General features: G+C 62.1%; 15 protein-coding genes and 1 other RNA gene. All 16 read left to right on the top strand.

Features of this window, described 5'->3' with window-relative positions; translation table 11 throughout:
* Positions 1-7: 7 nt before the first annotated feature.
* The 16 genes from rnpB to ftsZ all read left to right on the top strand — a co-directional run bounded on the left by rnpB (position 8) and on the right by ftsZ (position 17,481).
* Positions 8-360: RNase P RNA component class A (gene rnpB, locus GKKCFE_RS20960), an RNA gene on the top strand.
* A gap of 308 nt (positions 361-668) precedes the next feature.
* A complete protein-coding gene (mraZ, locus tag GKKCFE_RS20955; protein ID WP_003205355.1) occupies positions 669-1,124 on the top strand; it encodes a division/cell wall cluster transcriptional repressor MraZ in 456 nt (151 codons plus the stop codon).
* A complete protein-coding gene (gene rsmH, locus GKKCFE_RS20950; RefSeq protein ID WP_047228811.1) occupies positions 1,121-2,068 on the top strand; it encodes a 16S rRNA (cytosine(1402)-N(4))-methyltransferase RsmH in 948 nt (315 codons plus the stop codon). The genes mraZ and rsmH overlap by 4 nt, the downstream gene beginning before the upstream one ends.
* Positions 2,065-2,358 carry a cell division protein FtsL gene (gene ftsL, locus GKKCFE_RS20945; protein WP_047228812.1) on the top strand — a complete coding sequence of 98 codons (294 nt, stop codon included), beginning with the start codon at positions 2,065-2,067 and terminating at the stop codon, positions 2,356-2,358. Before rsmH ends, ftsL begins: the two co-directional genes overlap by 4 nt.
* The gene (locus GKKCFE_RS20940; protein WP_171061320.1) at positions 2,358-4,097 is read left to right on the top strand and encodes a peptidoglycan D,D-transpeptidase FtsI family protein; all 1,740 of its coding nucleotides are present in this window, start codon (positions 2,358-2,360) and stop codon (positions 4,095-4,097) included. The genes ftsL and GKKCFE_RS20940 overlap by 1 nt, the downstream gene beginning before the upstream one ends.
* Positions 4,097-5,560 carry a UDP-N-acetylmuramoyl-L-alanyl-D-glutamate--2,6-diaminopimelate ligase gene (locus tag GKKCFE_RS20935; protein ID WP_047228814.1) on the top strand — a complete coding sequence of 488 codons (1,464 nt, stop codon included), beginning with the start codon at positions 4,097-4,099 and terminating at the stop codon, positions 5,558-5,560. Before GKKCFE_RS20940 ends, GKKCFE_RS20935 begins: the two co-directional genes overlap by 1 nt.
* Entirely contained in the window at positions 5,553-6,920 is a 1,368-nt protein-coding gene (locus GKKCFE_RS20930; protein ID WP_445577043.1) for a UDP-N-acetylmuramoyl-tripeptide--D-alanyl-D-alanine ligase, read from the top strand. Before GKKCFE_RS20935 ends, GKKCFE_RS20930 begins: the two co-directional genes overlap by 8 nt.
* Complete coding sequence (gene mraY / locus GKKCFE_RS20925) at positions 6,920-8,002, top strand: phospho-N-acetylmuramoyl-pentapeptide-transferase (protein WP_047228816.1); 1,083 nt, start codon at positions 6,920-6,922, stop codon at positions 8,000-8,002. The genes GKKCFE_RS20930 and mraY overlap by 1 nt, the downstream gene beginning before the upstream one ends.
* Before the next feature lie 5 nt (positions 8,003-8,007).
* On the top strand, positions 8,008-9,354 hold the full coding sequence (murD, locus tag GKKCFE_RS20920) for a UDP-N-acetylmuramoyl-L-alanine--D-glutamate ligase (RefSeq protein WP_445577042.1): 1,347 nt from the start codon (positions 8,008-8,010) through the stop codon (positions 9,352-9,354).
* The gene (ftsW, locus tag GKKCFE_RS20915; protein ID WP_047228818.1) at positions 9,351-10,568 is read left to right on the top strand and encodes a putative lipid II flippase FtsW; all 1,218 of its coding nucleotides are present in this window, start codon (positions 9,351-9,353) and stop codon (positions 10,566-10,568) included. Before murD ends, ftsW begins: the two co-directional genes overlap by 4 nt.
* Positions 10,558-11,628 carry an undecaprenyldiphospho-muramoylpentapeptide beta-N-acetylglucosaminyltransferase gene (gene murG / locus GKKCFE_RS20910; protein ID WP_445577041.1) on the top strand — a complete coding sequence of 357 codons (1,071 nt, stop codon included), beginning with the start codon at positions 10,558-10,560 and terminating at the stop codon, positions 11,626-11,628. Before ftsW ends, murG begins: the two co-directional genes overlap by 11 nt.
* Positions 11,621-13,081 carry a UDP-N-acetylmuramate--L-alanine ligase gene (gene murC / locus GKKCFE_RS20905; protein ID WP_047228820.1) on the top strand — a complete coding sequence of 487 codons (1,461 nt, stop codon included), beginning with the start codon at positions 11,621-11,623 and terminating at the stop codon, positions 13,079-13,081. The genes murG and murC overlap by 8 nt, the downstream gene beginning before the upstream one ends.
* On the top strand, positions 13,078-14,043 hold the full coding sequence (locus GKKCFE_RS20900; protein ID WP_076383613.1) for a D-alanine--D-alanine ligase: 966 nt from the start codon (positions 13,078-13,080) through the stop codon (positions 14,041-14,043). Before murC ends, GKKCFE_RS20900 begins: the two co-directional genes overlap by 4 nt.
* Positions 14,044-14,045: 2 nt before the next feature.
* On the top strand, positions 14,046-14,912 hold the full coding sequence (locus GKKCFE_RS20895; protein ID WP_047228822.1) for a cell division protein FtsQ/DivIB: 867 nt from the start codon (positions 14,046-14,048) through the stop codon (positions 14,910-14,912).
* A 15-nt stretch (positions 14,913-14,927) separates the two neighbouring features.
* On the top strand, positions 14,928-16,187 hold the full coding sequence (gene ftsA / locus GKKCFE_RS20890) for a cell division protein FtsA (protein WP_076383614.1): 1,260 nt from the start codon (positions 14,928-14,930) through the stop codon (positions 16,185-16,187).
* 100 nt (positions 16,188-16,287) lie between these two features.
* Positions 16,288-17,481 (top strand): cell division protein FtsZ, encoded by a 1,194-nt coding sequence (gene ftsZ, locus GKKCFE_RS20885; RefSeq protein WP_047228824.1) that lies wholly within the window; start codon positions 16,288-16,290, stop codon positions 17,479-17,481.
* Positions 17,482-17,542 lie beyond the last annotated feature (61 nt).

The following is a 17,542-nucleotide window of genomic DNA, read 5'->3' as shown; positions in this document are numbered from 1 at the left end:
GCGGCGGAGAGTCGATCGGACAGTCGCTGCCCTCTATGAAAATTAGGGGGGGAGGAAAGTCCGGGCTCCATAGGGCGAAGTGCCAGGTAATGCCTGGGAGGCGTGAGCCTACGGAAAGTGCCACAGAAAATAACCGCCTAAGCGCTTCGGCGCCGGTAAGGGTGAAAAGGTGCGGTAAGAGCGCACCGCACGGCTGGCAACAGTTCGTGGCTAGGTAAACCCCACTTGGAGCAAGACCAAATAGGGTCCCAAGGCGTGGCCCGCGCTGGGACCGGGTAGGTTGCTAAAGATGTCCAGTGATGGCCATCGTAGACGAATGACTGTTCAAGACAGAACCCGGCTTACAGATCGACTCTCCACCTTTTCCCCTCCTGCCAGAATCGCTGGCAGACGCAATTGCTAAGACCAAAAAAATCTTACTCTTAACAAATCACTTTAACTTCTGAGCGCAGCTTCCTGTGTTCGCTGAAGTTGTGGCGAAAAATCCTACGTCAGATTCCCATCGCCCCTCCAGATACGCTCCTAAATCTCCGATCTATAAGGCTTTTCCTTCACTCCGCGCCTTGACGGTGCGGTGGGCGCATTCCTATAGTGTGCGCAAGTGGCGGAAAGTGGCATGAAGTGGGTTTTTTGAGCGTAAAACGCAAAATTTTTGGAGAAACGCTGACGTGTTTCGCGGAGCTAACGCTATCAGTCTCGATGCAAAGGGCCGTCTCGCCATGCCGAGCCGGTACCGTGACGAGCTCGTTTCGCGTAGTTCCGGGCAGTTAATCGTCACGATCGACGCCGTTGACCCATGTTTGTGTGTTTACCCTCTTGATGAATGGGAAATCATCGAAACCAAACTGCGCGCACTGCCTTCGCTGCGTGAAGAAAACCGCCGCCTGCAACGCTTGCTGATCGGTAACGCCGTCGACCTCGAACTCGATGGCAGCGGTCGTTTCCTGGTTCCGCCGCGCCTGCGCGAATACGCCAAGCTGGACAAGCGCGCGATGCTGGTGGGCCAACTGAACAAGTTCCAACTGTGGGACGAAGATGCCTGGAATGCGGTCTCTGCCGCTGACCTTGCTGCTATTCAACAACCGGGCGCCATGCCTGATGAACTGCGTGATTTGATCCTGTGACTATTGATAGCGGCTTTAACCACATCACCGTACTGCTTGACGAAGCCGTCGAGGCTCTCGCCGTACGTCCTGATGGCTGCTATCTGGATGGCACGTTCGGGCGCGGCGGGCATAGCCGGCTGATCCTCAGCAAGCTCGGTCCGGACGGTCGGCTGCTGGGGTTCGACAAGGATCCTCAAGCGATTGCCACCGGGCAAGCGCTAGCGGCCGAAGACGGCCGCTTTGTCGTTGTGCAGCGCAGCTTTGCGGAGCTGGGATCGGAAGTCGCCCAGCGTGGCCTGGCTGGCAAAGTCAGTGGCGTCTTGCTTGACCTGGGCGTGTCTTCGCCGCAGTTGGATGACCCTGAGCGCGGCTTCAGTTTTCTCAATGATGGCCCGCTGGATATGCGCATGGATCCGTCCCGCGGAATCAGCGCCGCCGAATTCGTCAATACCGCTGCGGTGGAAGAAATCGCCCGTGTTTTCAAGGAATACGGCGAAGAACGTTTTTCCGGTCGCATGGCCCGTGCCGTGGTCGAGCGTCGCGATATCAAACCGTTCGAGCGCACCGGCGACCTGGCCGAAGTGCTCAAAGTCGCCAACCCGGCATGGGAGAAGGGCAAGAACCCGGCTACCCGGGCTTTCCAGGGTTTGCGCATCCACGTCAATAATGAACTGGGTGATCTGGAGGCCGGCCTTGAGGCGGCACTTGAAGCACTTGAAGTCGGCGGGCGACTGGTGGTGATCAGCTTCCATTCCCTGGAAGACCGCATCGTCAAACTGTTCATGCGCAAGCTCACCAAGGGTGAGGCCGATAACCTGCCGCGCAACCTGCCGGTGCGTTTCGAAGCCTTCGTGCCGAAAATCAAGATTCATGGCAAGGCGCAGTTCGCCTCCGAGGCTGAACTCAAGGCCAACCCGCGTGCCCGTAGCGCCGTCATGCGTGTTGCGGAGAAGTTGCGGTGAGCAAGCTCTTCGCCAAGCCCCTGCCTGGCGGCAGCTTTTTCATGCTGCTGTTGTTTATCGGCGTGCTCGTGTCGGCCATCGCCGTGTCCTACAGCGCGCACTGGAACCGGCAGTTGCTCAACACCCTCTACAGCGAACTGAGCGTGCGCGACAAGGCCCAGGCCGAGTGGGGCCGGTTGATCCTGGAGCAGAGCACCTGGACCGCCCATAGCCGCATCGAAGTACTGGCGACCGAACAGCTGAAAATGCGCATTCCCGGGGCTGCCGAAGTGCAGATGGTGGCGCCATGATGAAGCTCGAAGGGGCACTCTTTCCGTGGCGCTTCCGCCTGGTCCTGGGCCTGCTCGGGATCATGGTGGCGGCCATCGTCTGGCGGATCATCGATCTGCAAGTGGTCGACCGTGACTTCCTCAAAGAGCAGGGTGATGCCCGTAGCATGCGGCACATCCCGATCCCGGCTCACCGTGGCCTGATCACCGACCGCAATGGCGAACCGTTGGCTGTGAGCACCCCGGTGACTACCCTGTGGGCAAACGCCAAGGAAATGCAGCAGGCCAAGGAAAAGTGGCCGGCCCTTGCCGTCGCCCTTGGCCAGGACCCCAAGGCCCTGGCCGAACGCCTTGAAGCCCAGGCCAGCAAAGAATTCATCTATCTGGTGCGCGGGTTGACGCCCGAGCAAGGCCAGAGGGTGCTCGACCTGAAAGTGCCGGGTGTCTACGGCATCGAAGAATTCCGGCGTTTCTATCCGGCTGGTGAAGTGACCGCCCACATGGTCGGCTTTACAGACATCGACGACCGGGGGCGAGAAGGGGTCGAGTTGGCCTACGACGAATGGCTCGCCGGGGTTCCCGGCAAGCGTCAGGTCATCAAGGATCGGCGTGGCAGGCTGATCAAGGATGTCCAAGTCACCAAAAACGCCAAGGCCGGCAAGCCCTTGGCGTTGTCCATTGATCTGCGCCTGCAATATCTGGCCAACCGTGAGCTGCGCAATGCCATCGTCGAGAACGGTGCCAAGGCCGGCAGCCTGGTGATTCTCGACGTGAAGACCGGCGAGATCCTGGCCATGGTCAACCAGCCCACCTACAACCCGAACAATCGCCGCAACCTGCAACCGGCGATGATGCGCAACCGCGCGATGATCGACGTGTTCGAACCGGGCTCGACCATGAAAGCCGTTTCCATGGCGGCGGCCCTGGAAACCGGGCGCTGGAAGCCGGGTGACACGGTCGAGGTATATCCGGGGACTTTGCAGATCGGCAAGTACACCATTCGGGACGTTTCCAGGACCGAAGGTCCAGTGCTCGATCTGACCGGCATCCTGATCAACTCCAGTAACGTGGGCATGAGCAAGATCGCCTTCGATATCGGTGGGGAAACGATTTACCGTCTTGCCCAGAAAATCGGTCTTGGCCAGGGCACTGGCCTGGGCTTTCCTGGCGAGCGGGTCGGCAATCTGCCGAACTACCGTGAGTGGCGCAAGGCCGAAACGGCCACGTTGTCATACGGCTACGGTGTTTCCGTGACCGCGATCCAGTTGGCCCACGCGTTTTCGGTGCTGGCCAACAACGGCCGCATGACTCCGCTGTCGCTGATCAAAACCGACAAGGCCCCGGAGGCCACTCAGGTCATTCCGGAGGACGTCGCCAAGACGATGCAAGGCATGCTGCAACAGGTGATCGAAGCGCCGCGTGGGGTGTACCGCGCCCAGGTGCCGGCCTATCACGTGGCTGGCAAGTCGGGTACGGCCCGCAAAACCTCCGCGGGCGTCAAGGGCTATGCCGAGAATTCCTACCGTTCGCTGTTCGCCGGTTTCGGCCCGATGAGCGACCCGCGCTACGCCGTCGTGGTGGTCATCGACGAACCGAGCAAGGCCGGCTACTTCGGGGGGCTGGTTTCGGCACCGGTGTTCAGCAAAGTGATGTCCGGCACCCTGCGCCTGATGAATATCACCCCGGATAACCTGCCGCCGACCCAGCAAGCCAATACCGCGCCGGTCGTACCCTTGAAAGCCGAAGGAGGGCGTGGCTGATGTCCCTGAGCTTGAACAAGATTTTTGCCCATGCCGGCCACGATCTGCTGATTCGCGAATTGGCCCTGGACAGCCGCCACGTGCGCGCCGGGGATCTGTTCCTGGCCGTACCGGGTGCCCGGTTCGACGGTCGCGCCCACATCGCCGACGCCTTGAAGCGCGGCGCGGCTGCCGTGGCTTATGAAGTCGACGGCGCGACCGTGCTACCGATCACTGATGTGCCGCTGATTCCGGTCAAGGGCCTGGCGGCCCAGTTGTCGGACATTGCCGGGCGTTTTTACGGCGACCCGAGTCGTCACTTGAACCTGATTGGCGTGACCGGCACCAACGGCAAGACCAGCGTTTCCCAACTGGTGGCCCAGGCCCTGGATCTGCTGGGTCAGCATTGCGGCATCGTCGGGACCTTGGGTAACGGATTCCACGGCGCGCTGGAGAGCGGCCTGCACACCACGCCGAACCCGATCGCCGTGCAAGCAACCCTGGCCGACCTGAAAAAGGCCGGAGCCAAGGCTGTTGCGATGGAAGTCTCTTCCCATGGCCTGGATCAGGGGCGCGTGACGGCTCTGGCGTTCGACGTCGCGGTATTGACCAACCTGTCGCGCGATCACCTGGATTACCACGGCACCATGCAGGCTTACGGCGAAGCAAAAGCCAGGTTGTTTGCCTGGAATGACTTGAAGTGCCGGGTCCTCAACCTTGACGACGCGTTCGGCCGGCAATTGGCCGCCGATAAGCGCGAGTCCCGGTTGATCACCTACAGCCTGGAAGATGCCAGCGCCTACCTTTATGTACGCCAGGCGCAATTCGATGACGAAGGCGTGCGCGCGACCTTGGTTACACCTCAAGGCGAACACCACCTGCGCAGCACCTTGTTGGGGCGTTTCAACCTGAGCAATGTGTTGGCCGCCGTGGGTGCCTTGCTTGGCCTGGACTACGCCCTGGATGAAATCCTCAAGGTCCTGCCCAAACTCGAAGGGCCGGCCGGACGTATGCAACGGCTGGGCGGCGGAACGCAACCGTTGGTGGTGGTCGATTACGCCCATACCCCGGATGCGTTGGAAAAAGTCCTGATGGCCCTGCGGCCACACGCCAAGGGCAAGTTGCTGTGCCTGTTCGGCTGCGGCGGTGATCGTGACCGTGGCAAGCGTGCGCTGATGGCCGAAGTGGTGGAGCGCTTGGCCGACGGCGTAGTGGTCACCGACGACAATCCTCGCACCGAAGACCCGTCGCAGATTTTCGACGACATCCGCGCCGGCTTCTCGGCGGTGGATAACGTCACCTTCGTGGCCGGTCGCGGCCAGGCCATTGCCCAGTTGATTGCCGGTGCGTCGGCGGACGACGTCATCGTCCTGGCCGGTAAAGGCCACGAGGATTATCAGGAAATCAACGGCGAACGCCATGCCTTCTCCGATTTGGTGGAAGCCGATCATGCCCTGACTGCATGGGAGGTGGCCCATGCTTAAGGCTTTGAAACTCAGCGAGCTGACCAATGCCCTGCAGGCGCGACTGATCGCAGCAGACGCCAGTTTCGATGGGGTGAGCATCGACAGCCGGGCGATTGCCCCGGGGCAATTGTTCGTTGCCCTGGCCGGGCCGCGTTTCGACGGCCACGATTACCTGAACGACGTGGCCGCCAAAGGTGCGGTCGCGGCGCTGGTCGAGCGAGAAGTGACCAACAGCACGCTGGCGCAATTGCAGGTAAACGACACTCGCCAGGCCCTGGGCCAGCTCGGTGCATTGAACCGCGCCGCATACCGCAACCCGGTCGCGGCCATCACCGGCTCCAGTGGCAAGACCACGGTCAAGGAAATGCTCGCGAGCATCCTGCGTACCCGCGGTCCGGTGTTGGCGACCCGTGGCAACCTCAATAATGACCTGGGTGTACCTCTGACATTGCTGGAACTGGCACCGCAACACAGTGCCGCGGTCATTGAGCTCGGTGCCTCGCGGCTCGGTGAGATCGCCTACACCGTGGGCATGACCAAACCTCACGTGGCCGTGATCAACAACGCCGGGACCGCCCACGTCGGTGAGTTCGGTGGTCCGGACAAAATCGTTGAGGCCAAGGGCGAGATTCTCGAGGGGCTGGATGCCGATGGCGTCGCCGTGCTGAATCTTGACGACAAGGCCTTCGAAATCTGGAAGACCCGGGCGGCTGGGCGCAAGGTCCTGACATTTGCCTTGAGCAATGTGGCGGCGAATTTTTACGCCAGCGACCTGGACCGCGATGCTCGCGGCTGCCCGGCCTTCAACCTGCACAGCCCCGACGGTGCAGAGCGGGTCCAGTTGAACCTGCTTGGCACCCATAACGTCGCCAACGCCCTGGCCGCTGCGGCTGCGGCCCATGCTTTGGGCGTGTCGTTGCCGGGCATCGTGGCCGGCTTGAACGCGGTGCAACCGGTCAAGGGGCGTTCCGTTGCGCAATTGGCAAGCAACGGCATGCGCGTGATCGACGACACCTACAACGCCAACCCGACGTCCATGTGCGCCGCGGTCGATATCCTCGCCGGTTTCCCCGGCCGTACCGTGCTGGTGCTGGGAGATATCGGCGAGTTGGGCGAATGGGCGCAACAGGGGCATCACGATGTCGGCGCCTACGCGCGTGGCAAGGTCGATGCACTGTATGCCGTCGGCCCGATGATGGCCCATGCGGTGGCCGCGTTTGGCGAACACGCACAGCATTTCAGCACTCAGGCCGAGTTGATTCAGGCCCTGAGCGCCGAGCAGGACCCGAACACCACCTTATTGATCAAGGGCTCACGCAGTGCCGCGATGGAAAACATCGTCGCGGCGCTGTGCGGTTCCCGTATGGAGAAACATTAATGCTGCTGCTGCTAGCGGAGTACCTGCAACAGTTCCACAAAGGCTTCGCGGTCTTCCAGTACCTGACCCTGCGCGGGATCCTGGGTGTGCTGACCGCGTTGTCGTTGTCGCTGTTCCTGGGCCCGTGGATGATCCGCACCTTGCAGAATCTGCAAATCGGTCAGTCGGTCCGCAACGACGGCCCGCAATCGCACCTGTCCAAATCCGGTACTCCAACCATGGGCGGCGCGCTGATCCTGTCGTCCATTGGCATCAGTACCGTGCTCTGGGCCGACCTGGCGAACCGGTATGTGTGGGTGGTATTGCTGGTGACCCTGTTGTTCGGCGCCATCGGCTGGGTCGACGACTACCGCAAGGTCATCGAGAAGAACTCCCGGGGGCTGCCGAGCCGCTGGAAGTATTTCTGGCAGTCGGTATTCGGCCTCGGCGCGGCGATCTTCCTTTATATGACCGCAGCCTCCCCGGTGGAAACCACCCTGATCCTGCCGATGCTCAAGGATTACAGCATCCCGCTGGGGGCAGGCTTCATCGTGCTGACCTACCTGGTGATCGTCGGCTCGAGCAACGCGGTCAACCTGACTGATGGCCTCGATGGCCTGGCGATCATGCCGACCGTGATGGTGGGCGGCGCGCTGGGGATCTTCTGCTACCTCTCGGGTAACGTGAAATTCGCTGAATACCTGCTGATCCCTTATGTGCCGGGGGCGGGCGAGCTGATCGTGTTCTGCGGTGCGCTGATCGGTGCCGGCCTGGGTTTCCTGTGGTTCAACACCTACCCGGCGCAGGTCTTCATGGGCGATGTCGGCGCGCTGGCGCTGGGCGCGGCCCTGGGCACCATCGCCGTCATCGTTCGCCAGGAAATCGTCCTGTTCATCATGGGCGGTGTGTTCGTGATGGAGACGCTGTCAGTCGTCATTCAGGTTGCTTCCTTTAAATTGACCGGCCGCCGGGTATTTCGCATGGCGCCGATCCACCACCACTTTGAACTCAAGGGCTGGCCCGAGCCGCGTGTGATTGTCCGTTTCTGGATCATCACCGTGATTCTGGTCCTGGTCGGCCTTGCCACCCTGAAGCTGAGGTAGAACGAGTGTCCCTGATCGCTTCTGACCACTTCCGCATCGTTGTCGGCCTCGGCAAGAGCGGCATGTCCCTGGTTCGCTTCCTGGCGAACCGGGGCGTGTCGTTTGCCGTGGCCGATACGCGGGAAAATCCACCTGAGCTGGCCACGCTGCGTCGTGACTACCCGCAGGTGGACGTGCGTTGTGGCGAGCTGGATGTCGAGTTCCTGTGCCGCGCCGACGAGCTCTACGTGAGCCCCGGCCTTGCGCTGGCAACCCCGGCCTTGCAGGCCGCCGCCGCCCGTGGCGTGAAGTTGTCCGGTGACATCGAGCTGTTCGCCCGTCACGCCAAGGCGCCGATCATCGCCATCAGCGGCTCCAACGCAAAAAGCACCGTCACCACCCTGGTGGGTGAAATGGCTGCGGCGGCCGGTAAGCGGGTTGCCGTGGGTGGCAACCTGGGAACCCCGGCGCTGGATCTGCTCAGTGATGACGTCGAGCTGTACGTGATGGAGTTGTCGAGCTTCCAGCTTGAAACCACCGACCACTTGGGCGCCGAAGTGGCGACCGTGCTCAACATCAGCGAAGACCACATGGACCGCTATAGCGGCCTGCCGGCTTATCACCTGGCCAAGCACCGGATTTTCCGGGGGGCTCGGCAGGTAGTGTTCAACCGTCAGGACGCCCTGACTCGTCCGTTGCTGGGCGAGGGCATGCCATGCTGGTCCTTCGGCCTCGGTGTGCCGGATTTCAAAGGCTTCGGGTTGCGCGAAGAGAATGGCGAGAAATACCTGGCCTTCGAATTCCAGAACCTGATGCCGGTGCGCGAGTTGAAGATTCGCGGAGCCCACAACCAGGCCAATGCCCTGGCGGCGCTGGCCCTGGGACATGCGGTCGGTCTGCCGTTCGACGCCATGCTGTCGGCCCTGCGCACGTTTGCCGGGCTCGAGCACCGCTGCCAGTGGGTTCGCGATCTTGACGGGGTGGCCTGGTACAACGATTCCAAGGCCACCAACGTGGGTGCCGCGCTGGCTGCCATTGAGGGCCTGGGCGCGGACATCCAAGGCAAGCTCGTGCTGATTGCCGGCGGCGACGGCAAGGGTGCCGACTTCAAGGATCTGCGTGATCCGGTGGCGGCCAACTGCCGGGCCGTGGTGCTGATGGGGCGTGATCGCGAATTGATCGCCCAGGCCCTCGGCGACGGCGTGCCGCTGGTTCGCGTCGCTTCGCTGGACGACGCGGTGCAGCAATGCCGCGCCCTCTCACAGTCGGGCGATGCCGTGCTGTTGTCGCCGGCCTGCGCCAGTTTCGACATGTTCAAGAACTACGAAGAGCGCGGGCAGTTGTTCGCCCGTGCCGTGGAGGGCTTGGCATGAACCTGATGAACATCATCAAGCCATACCCATCCCCGCTGATCACCGGGCGCGGCATCGACCTGGATTTCCCGATGCTCGTCGGTTGCCTGGCGCTGCTGGGCCTGGGACTGGTGATGATCACTTCCGCATCGTCGGAAGTGGCTGCCGTGCAATCGGGCAACACCCTTTATCACATGATTCGTCACCTGATTTACCTGGTGATCGGTTTGGTCGCGTGCATTGTCACCATGATGGTGCCGATCGCCACCTGGCAACGCCTGGGCTGGATGATGTTGCTCGGTGCCTTTGGTCTGTTGGTGATGGTGCTGTTGCCGGGCATCGGTCGCGAGGTCAACGGCTCGATGCGCTGGATCGGCTTCAGCTTCTTCAACGTACAGCCTTCGGAAATCGCCAAGGTCTTCGTGGTGATCTACCTCGCCGGGTATCTGGTGCGTCGTCAGAAAGAAGTGCGCGAGAGCTGGATGGGTTTTTTCAAGCCGTTCATTGTGTTGCTGCCGATGGCCGGCCTGCTGCTGATGGAGCCGGATTTCGGCGCCACGGTGGTGATGATGGGGGCCGCAGCGGCGATGTTGTTCCTCGGCGGTGTCGGGCTGTTTCGCTTCACCCTGATGGTGGCGCTGGCGGTCGGCGCGGTGACGGTGCTGGTGCAAGCGCAACCTTACCGGATGGCGCGTCTGATCACGTTCACCGACCCGTGGGCCGACCAGTTCGGTTCCGGTTATCAATTGACCCAGGCCCTGATCGCCTTCGGTCGCGGCGAATGGCTGGGCGTAGGCCTGGGCAACAGCGTGCAGAAGCAGTTCTATTTGCCCGAAGCCCATACCGACTTCGTGTTCTCGGTATTGGCCGAAGAACTGGGCGTGGTCGGTTCGCTGCTCACCGTCGGGTTGTTCGTATTTGTCTGTGTGCGCGGCATGTACATCGGTTTGTGGGCCGAGCGGGCCAAGCAGTATTTCGCCGCGTACGTGGCGTATGGCTTGTCGTTCCTGTGGATCGGTCAGTTCCTGATCAACATCGGCGTGAACGTCGGCCTGTTGCCAACCAAAGGCCTGACGCTGCCGTTCCTCAGTTACGGCGGCAGTTCCCTGGTGATTTGCTGTGCCTGTCTGGGCTTGTTGTTGCGCATCGAATGGGAGAGTCGAACCCACCTGGGCAGCGAAGAGATGGAATTCCAGGAGAGCGACTTCGCCGAGGAGCCGACTCATGGGCGCTAACGTGCTGATCATGGCCGGCGGAACCGGGGGGCATGTGTTCCCGGCGCTGGCCTGTGCCCGGGAGTTCCAGGCGCGCGGTTACACCGTGCACTGGCTGGGCACGCCACGGGGCATCGAAAACGAGCTGGTGCCCGCCGCCGGCCTGGAACTGCATCGGATCAGCGCCAGCGGCCTGCGGGGCAAAGGCAAGTTGTCGCTGCTCAAGGCGCCGCTGATGCTGCTCAAGTCGATCTGGCAGGCCCGGGCGATCATTCGTCGGTTGCGGCCGGTATGCGTGGTGGGCTTTGGTGGTTATGTGACTGGTCCTGGCGGTGTTGCGGCAAAACTGGCCGGTGTGCCGGTTATCGTTCACGAGCAGAACGCCGTGGCCGGTACCGCCAATCGGTTACTGGTGCCGTTGGCCGCTCGAGTCTGTGAAGCCTTTCCCGACACCTTTACCCTGTCGGGCAGCCGTCGTACCACCGGTAACCCGGTGCGTACCGAGCTGTTCCTCGATACACCGCGCCCGGCCCTGGCCGGACGCAAGGCGCGTTTGCTGATCCTGGGCGGAAGCCTGGGGGCGGAGCCGTTGAACAAATTGCTGCCCGAAGCCTTGTCGCAGGTCGCTCCCGAACTGCGGCCCGAGGTGTTTCACCAGGCCGGCAAAAACCACGATGAAATCACCGCCGAGCGTTATCGCGCCGCAGGCGTCGAGGCGCAAGTGCAGCCTTTCATCAAAGACATGGCCCAAGCCTATGGCTGGGCCGACCTGGTGGTCTGCCGCGCAGGCGCGTTGACCATCAGCGAACTGGCTGCCGCCGGTCTGCCCTCGATGCTGGTGCCTTTGCCCCACGCCATCGACGACCACCAGACCCGCAACGCCGATTATTTGGCCCGTGAAGGCGCTGCCTTCCTGATGCCGCAAAGAACGACTGGTGCCGCGGATCTTGCCGCGCGCCTGACAGAGGTTTTGATGCAACCGCAAACAATCGAAGACATGGCCCGCGCCGCCCGTCGCCTGGCCAAACCCGACGCCACGGCCCAAGTGGTCGATACCTGCCTGGAGGTGGCCCATGGTTGAGAATCGCAAAGCCATGCCGCAACCGGAAATGCGCCGTATCCGCCGTATCCATTTCGTCGGTATCGGCGGCGTGGGCATGTGCGGGATCGCCGAAGTGTTGCTGAACCTGGGCTATGAGGTTTCCGGTTCCGATCTGAAAGCCTCGCCGGTTACCGAGCGCCTGGAGTCCTTTGGCGCGCAGATTTTCATCGGCCACCGTGCCGAGAACGCCGCCAACGCTGATGTGCTGGTGGTCTCCAGCGCCGTGAACACCTCCAACCCGGAAGTTGCGACCGCCCTGGAGCGGCGCATTCCCGTGGTGCCGCGTGCCGAGATGCTGGCCGAACTGATGCGTTATCGCCACGGCATCGCCGTTGCCGGTACCCATGGCAAGACCACCACCACCAGCCTGATCGCCTCGGTGTTCGCTGCCGGTGGTCTGGACCCGACCTTCGTGATCGGCGGTCGCCTGAATGCCGCGGGTACCAATGCCCAGCTGGGCACCAGCCGTTACCTGATCGCCGAAGCCGACGAAAGCGATGCGAGCTTCTTGCACCTGCAGCCGCTGGTGGCCGTGGTCACCAACATCGACGCCGACCACATGGCGACCTACGACGGTGACTTCAACAAACTGAAGAAAACCTTCGTCGAGTTCCTCCACAACCTGCCGTTCTACGGTTTGGCAGTGGTGTGCCTGGACGATCCGGTGGTGCGCGAGATCCTGCCGCTGATTAAGCGCCCGACCGTGACCTACGGTTTTGGCGAAGAAGTCGACGTGCGCGCCATCAACGTGCGCCAGCAGGGCATGCAGACGTTCTTCACGGTGCTGCGCCCTGACCGCGAGCCGCTGGATGTGTCGGTGAACATGCCGGGCAACCACAACGTGCTCAATGCCCTGGCCACCATTTGCATCGCCACCGACGAAGGTGTCAGTGACGAAGCCATTGTCCAGGGCCTGTCCGGGTTCCAGGGCGTGGGACGACGTTTCCAGGTCTACGGCGAACTGCCGGTGGACGGCGGCAACGTGATGCTGGTGGACGATTACGGCCACCACCCGACCGAAGTCGCGGCGGTGATCAAGGCCGTGCGCGGTGGCTGGCCGGAGCGTCGCCTGGTGATGGTCTACCAGCCGCACCGCTACAGCCGTACCCGCGACCTGTACGACGATTTCGTCCAGGTTTTGGCCGACGCCAATGTGCTGCTGCTGATGGAAGTCTATCCGGCCGGCGAAGAGCCGATCCCGGGTGCCGACAGCCGTCAGCTGTGCCACAGCATTCGCCAACGCGGTCAGTTGGACCCGATCTACATCGAGCGCGGCGTGGACCTCGCTCCGCTGGTCAAACCGCTGCTGCGCGCTGGCGACATCCTGCTGTGCCAAGGCGCCGGTGACATCGGTGGCCTGGCCCCGAAACTGTTGAAAAGTCCGTTATTCGCCGGGGCAATCGTGGCATCCAGCGAGGGGAAACTGAAATGACTGCTGCCTACGCCAACCTGGTTTCGACCCTGGACCCGAAAGCCTTCGGCCGCGTCGCCGTGCTGTTCGGCGGCAAGAGCGCCGAGCGCGAAGTGTCCCTCAAGTCTGGCAACGCCGTGCTGCAAGCCCTGCAAAGCGCCGGTGTCGACGCGTTCGGCATCGACGTAGGCGACGACTTTTTGCAGCGCCTGCTGAACGAAAAAATCGACCGCGCGTTCATCATTCTCCATGGCCGCGGCGGCGAAGACGGCAGCATGCAGGGCCTGCTCGAATGCCTGGGTATTCCCTACACCGGCAGCGGCATCCTGGCGTCTGCCTTGGCCATGGACAAACTGCGCACCAAGCAGGTCTGGCACAGTCTCGGCATTCCCACGCCCCGTCACGCCGTGCTGGCATCCGAGGCCGATTGTATTTCGGCGGCCACGGAACTGGGCTTCCCTTTGATCGTCAAACCGGCCCATGAAGGTTCAAGTATCGGCATGGCGAAAGTGACTTCGCTGCCTGAGTTGACCGCGGCATGGAAAGACGCCAGTTCCTACGATTCGCAAGTGTTGGTCGAGCAGTGGATCACCGGTCCCGAGTTCACCATCGCCACCCTGCGTGACCAGGTGTTGCCCCCGATTGCCCTGGGCACGCCGCACACGTTCTACGACTACGACGCCAAGTACGTGGCCAATGACACCCAGTACCGCATTCCATGCGGGCTGGACAGCGCCAAGGAAAAACAACTGATGGACCTCACGGCCAAGGCCTGTGAGGCGCTGGGTATTGCCGGTTGGGGCCGGGCGGATGTGATGCAGGACGCCGACGGGCAGTTCTGGTTCCTGGAAGTCAACACCGCCCCAGGCATGACCGATCACAGCCTGGTACCGATGGCTGCCCGTGCCGCCGGCCTGGATTTCCAGCAACTGGTGCTGTCGATCCTGGCCGCCAGTGTCGGCTCTCAAGAGCCAAGAGGTTAAGCATGCAAGGCGCATCGCTTCGTCATCAGCCATCCGCACCCGGTCGCAAGCCGGTGCCGCGGGGTGCCAGCCGAATGGTGGCCAAAGAGCCGATGTCGGCGCGCCTGCCGAAAGCCAACTTCGGTTTTCTCAAGAGTCTGTTCTGGCCGGTGTTGTTGGTGGCGTTGGGGTTCGGTACGTATGAAGGGGCTCAGCGGTTGCTGCCCTATGCGGATCGGCCGATCGCCCGGATCAATGTGCAGGGCGACCTGAGCTACATCAGTCAGCAAGCAGTGCAGCAGCGGATCGCCCCATTCGTGGCGTCGAGCTTCTTCACCATCGACCTGGCGGGCATGCGCAAGGAACTGGAGCAGATGCCCTGGATCGCCCATGCCGAAGTGCGGCGGGTATGGCCTGACCAGGTATCGATCCGCCTGGAAGAACAACTGCCCGTGGCCCGCTGGGGTGACGAGTCGCTGTTGAACAACCAGGGTCAGGCGTTCACGCCGCGGGAACTGGCCAACTACGAACATTTGCCACAACTGTTCGGTCCTCAGCGGGCCCAGCAGAAAGTAATGCAGCAGTACCAGGTGTTGAGTCAGATGTTGCGGCCGCTGGGCTTCTCCATCGCGCGCCTGGAGTTGCGTGAGCGCGGCAGCTGGTTCCTGACCACTGGCGCGGGCAGCTCGGGGCCGGGCATCGAGCTGCTGCTCGGGCGCGGCAACCAGGTGGAAAAGATGCGCCGCTTCATTGCCATCTATGACAAGACGCTCAAAGACCAGATTACGAACATCGCGCGCATCGATCTGCGCTACGCCAACGGCCTGGCTGTTGGCTGGCGGGAACCTGTAGCGCCCACGACGGCTGAACCCGCCGTCGCGAAGAATTAAGAAGAGGCAGGACCCATGGCAAACGTGCAAAGCGGAAAAATGATCGTCGGTCTGGATATCGGCACTTCCAAGGTGGTTGCGCTGGTAGGCGAGGTCGCGGACGACGGCACGCTGGTCATCGTCGGGATCGGTACCCACCCGTCCCGTGGCTTGAAAAAAGGCGTGGTGGTGAACATCGAGTCCACCGTGCAATCGATCCAGCGCGCCATTGAAGAAGCGCAGCTGATGGCCGGTTGCCGGATCCACTCAGCGTTCGTCGGTGTGGCAGGTAATCACATCCGCAGCCTGAACTCCCACGGCATCGTGGCGATTCGTGACCGTGAAGTCAGCTCCGCTGACCTTGAGCGCGTGCTCGACGCGGCGCAGGCCGTGGCGATCCCGGCCGACCAGCGTGTGCTGCACACCCTGCCGCAGGATTACGTGATCGATAACCAGGAAGGCGTGCGTGAGCCCCTGGGCATGTCCGGCGTGCGCCTGGAAGCCAAGGTCCACGTGGTGACCTGTGCCGTGAACGCCGCGCAGAACATCGAGAAATGCGTGCGCCGTTGCGGCCTGGAAATCGACGACATCATCCTCGAGCAACTGGCCTCGGCCTACTCGGTACTGACTGACGACGAGAAGGAACTGGGCGTGTGCCTGGTGGACATCGGCGGCGGCACCACCGACATCGCGATCTTCACCGAAGGCGCGATCCGCCACACGGCAGTGATCCCGATTGCCGGTGATCAGGTCACCAACGACATCGCCATGGCCTTGCGCACTCCGACCCAGTACGCCGAAGAAATCAAGATCCGCTACGCCTGCGCCCTGGCGAAACTGGCCGGTGCCGGTGAAACCATCAAAGTGCCAAGCGTTGGCGAACGTCCTCCGCGCGAGTTGTCCCGCCAGGCGTTGGCCGAAGTGGTCGAGCCGCGTTACGACGAGCTGTTCACGCTGATCCAGGCTGAGCTGCGTCGCAGTGGCTACGAAGACCTGATCCCGGCCGGCATCGTGCTGACCGGCGGTACGTCGAAGATGGAAGGCGCGGTCGAACTGGCCGAAGAGATTTTCCACATGCCGGTGCGCCTGGGCGTGCCCCATGGCGTCAAGGGCCTGGATGACGTGGTCCGCAACCCGATTTACTCCACCGGCGTGGGCCTGTTGATGTACGGCCTGCAGAAGCAGTCCGACGGGGTTTCGTTCTCGGGCATCGGCAGCCGCGACAGCTACAACAGCGACGAGCCGAAGGCGCCGCTTTTCGAGCGGCTCCAGGCTTGGGTGAAGGGCAATTTTTAGCAACAGGTTTAAAGCTTCAAGCGACGAGCCTCTGGCTTGGCACTGGAAGATGCAACAAACGCAGTAGGCGAAAAAACTAGAGAATGAAAGGAGAGGGAAAATGTTCGAACTCGTAGACAACATCCCCGCTAGCCCGGTTATCAAGGTAATCGGTGTCGGCGGTGGCGGCGGCAACGCTGTCAACCACATGGTCAAGAGCAACATCGAAGGCGTCGAATTCATTTGCGCCAACACTGATGCTCAAGCGCTGAAAAACATCGGCGCGCGAACCATCCTTCAACTGGGTACCGGCGTGACCAAAGGCCTGGGTGCCGGCGCCAATCCCGAGGTTGGCCGTCAGGCTGCCCTGGAAGACCGCGAGCGCATCGCTGAAGTCCTGGCTGGCACCAACATGGTGTTCATCACCACTGGCATGGGCGGCGGTACCGGTACCGGTGCGGCGCCGATCATCGCCGAAGTAGCCAAGGAAATGGGCATCCTCACCGTTGCGGTGGTGACCCGTCCATTCCCGTTCGAAGGCCGCAAGCGCATGCAGATTGCCGATGAGGGCATCCGCGCACTGAGCGAAAGCGTCGACTCGTTGATCACCATTCCCAACGAGAAGCTGCTGACCATCCTGGGTAAGGACGCAAGCCTGCTGTCGGCTTTCGCCAAGGCCGATGACGTACTGGCCGGTGCCGTTCGCGGTATCTCCGACATCATCAAGCGTCCAGGCATGATCAACGTCGACTTCGCCGACGTACGCACCGTGATGTCCGAAATGGGCATGGCGATGATGGGCACTGGCTGCGCCAGCGGTCCGAACCGTGCTCGCGAAGCTACCGAAGCGGCTATCCGCAACCCGTTGCTCGAAGACGTCAACCTGCAGGGCGCCCGTGGCATCCTGGTGAACATCACCGCCGGTCCGGACCTGTCCCTGGGCGAGTACTCCGACGTGGGTAGCATCATCGAAGCGTTCGCTTCCGACCACGCCATGGTCAAGGTCGGCACCGTGATCGATCCTGACATGCGTGACGAGCTGCACGTGACCGTGGTTGCCACTGGCCTGGGCGCGAAAATCGAGAAACCGATGAAGGTGATCGACAACACCGTTCAGACCTCCCTGGCATCGCAGCCGCAGCAACAAGCAGCCGCTCGTCAGGAACAACCCGCGGTGAACTACCGTGACCTGGACCGTCCGACCGTCATGCGCAACCAGGCTCAGGCCGGTGCTGCGACTGCCGCGAAGATGAATCCGCAAGACGATCTGGATTACCTGGACATCCCGGCATTCCTGCGTCGTCAGGCCGATTGATGAAATGTATCAGGGGGATACGGGTGATTGGTGTTCAGCAAAGGTCTGGTCTGCTATTATC

It is taken from the genome of Pseudomonas sp. E141 (assembly GCF_052659885.1).
Note: the sequence above shows the minus strand (reverse complement) of the source record. Positions and strands in the feature narration are given on the sequence as shown.

Coding starts and splice junctions, on each gene's coding strand:
- GKKCFE_RS20940 (WP_171061320.1), top strand. CDS start 2,358: ATGAAGCTCGAAGGGGCACTCTTTCCGTGGCGCTTCCGCCTGGTCCTG.
- GKKCFE_RS20935 (WP_047228814.1), top strand. CDS start 4,097: ATGTCCCTGAGCTTGAACAAGATTTTTGCCCATGCCGGCCACGATCTG.
- GKKCFE_RS20930 (WP_445577043.1), top strand. CDS start 5,553: ATGCTTAAGGCTTTGAAACTCAGCGAGCTGACCAATGCCCTGCAGGCG.
- mraY (WP_047228816.1), top strand. CDS start 6,920: ATGCTGCTGCTGCTAGCGGAGTACCTGCAACAGTTCCACAAAGGCTTC.
- ftsW (WP_047228818.1), top strand. CDS start 9,351: ATGAACCTGATGAACATCATCAAGCCATACCCATCCCCGCTGATCACC.
- murG (WP_445577041.1), top strand. CDS start 10,558: ATGGGCGCTAACGTGCTGATCATGGCCGGCGGAACCGGGGGGCATGTG.
- murC (WP_047228820.1), top strand. CDS start 11,621: ATGGTTGAGAATCGCAAAGCCATGCCGCAACCGGAAATGCGCCGTATC.
- GKKCFE_RS20900 (WP_076383613.1), top strand. CDS start 13,078: ATGACTGCTGCCTACGCCAACCTGGTTTCGACCCTGGACCCGAAAGCC.
- GKKCFE_RS20895 (WP_047228822.1), top strand. CDS start 14,046: ATGCAAGGCGCATCGCTTCGTCATCAGCCATCCGCACCCGGTCGCAAG.
- ftsA (WP_076383614.1), top strand. CDS start 14,928: ATGGCAAACGTGCAAAGCGGAAAAATGATCGTCGGTCTGGATATCGGC.
- ftsZ (WP_047228824.1), top strand. CDS start 16,288: ATGTTCGAACTCGTAGACAACATCCCCGCTAGCCCGGTTATCAAGGTA.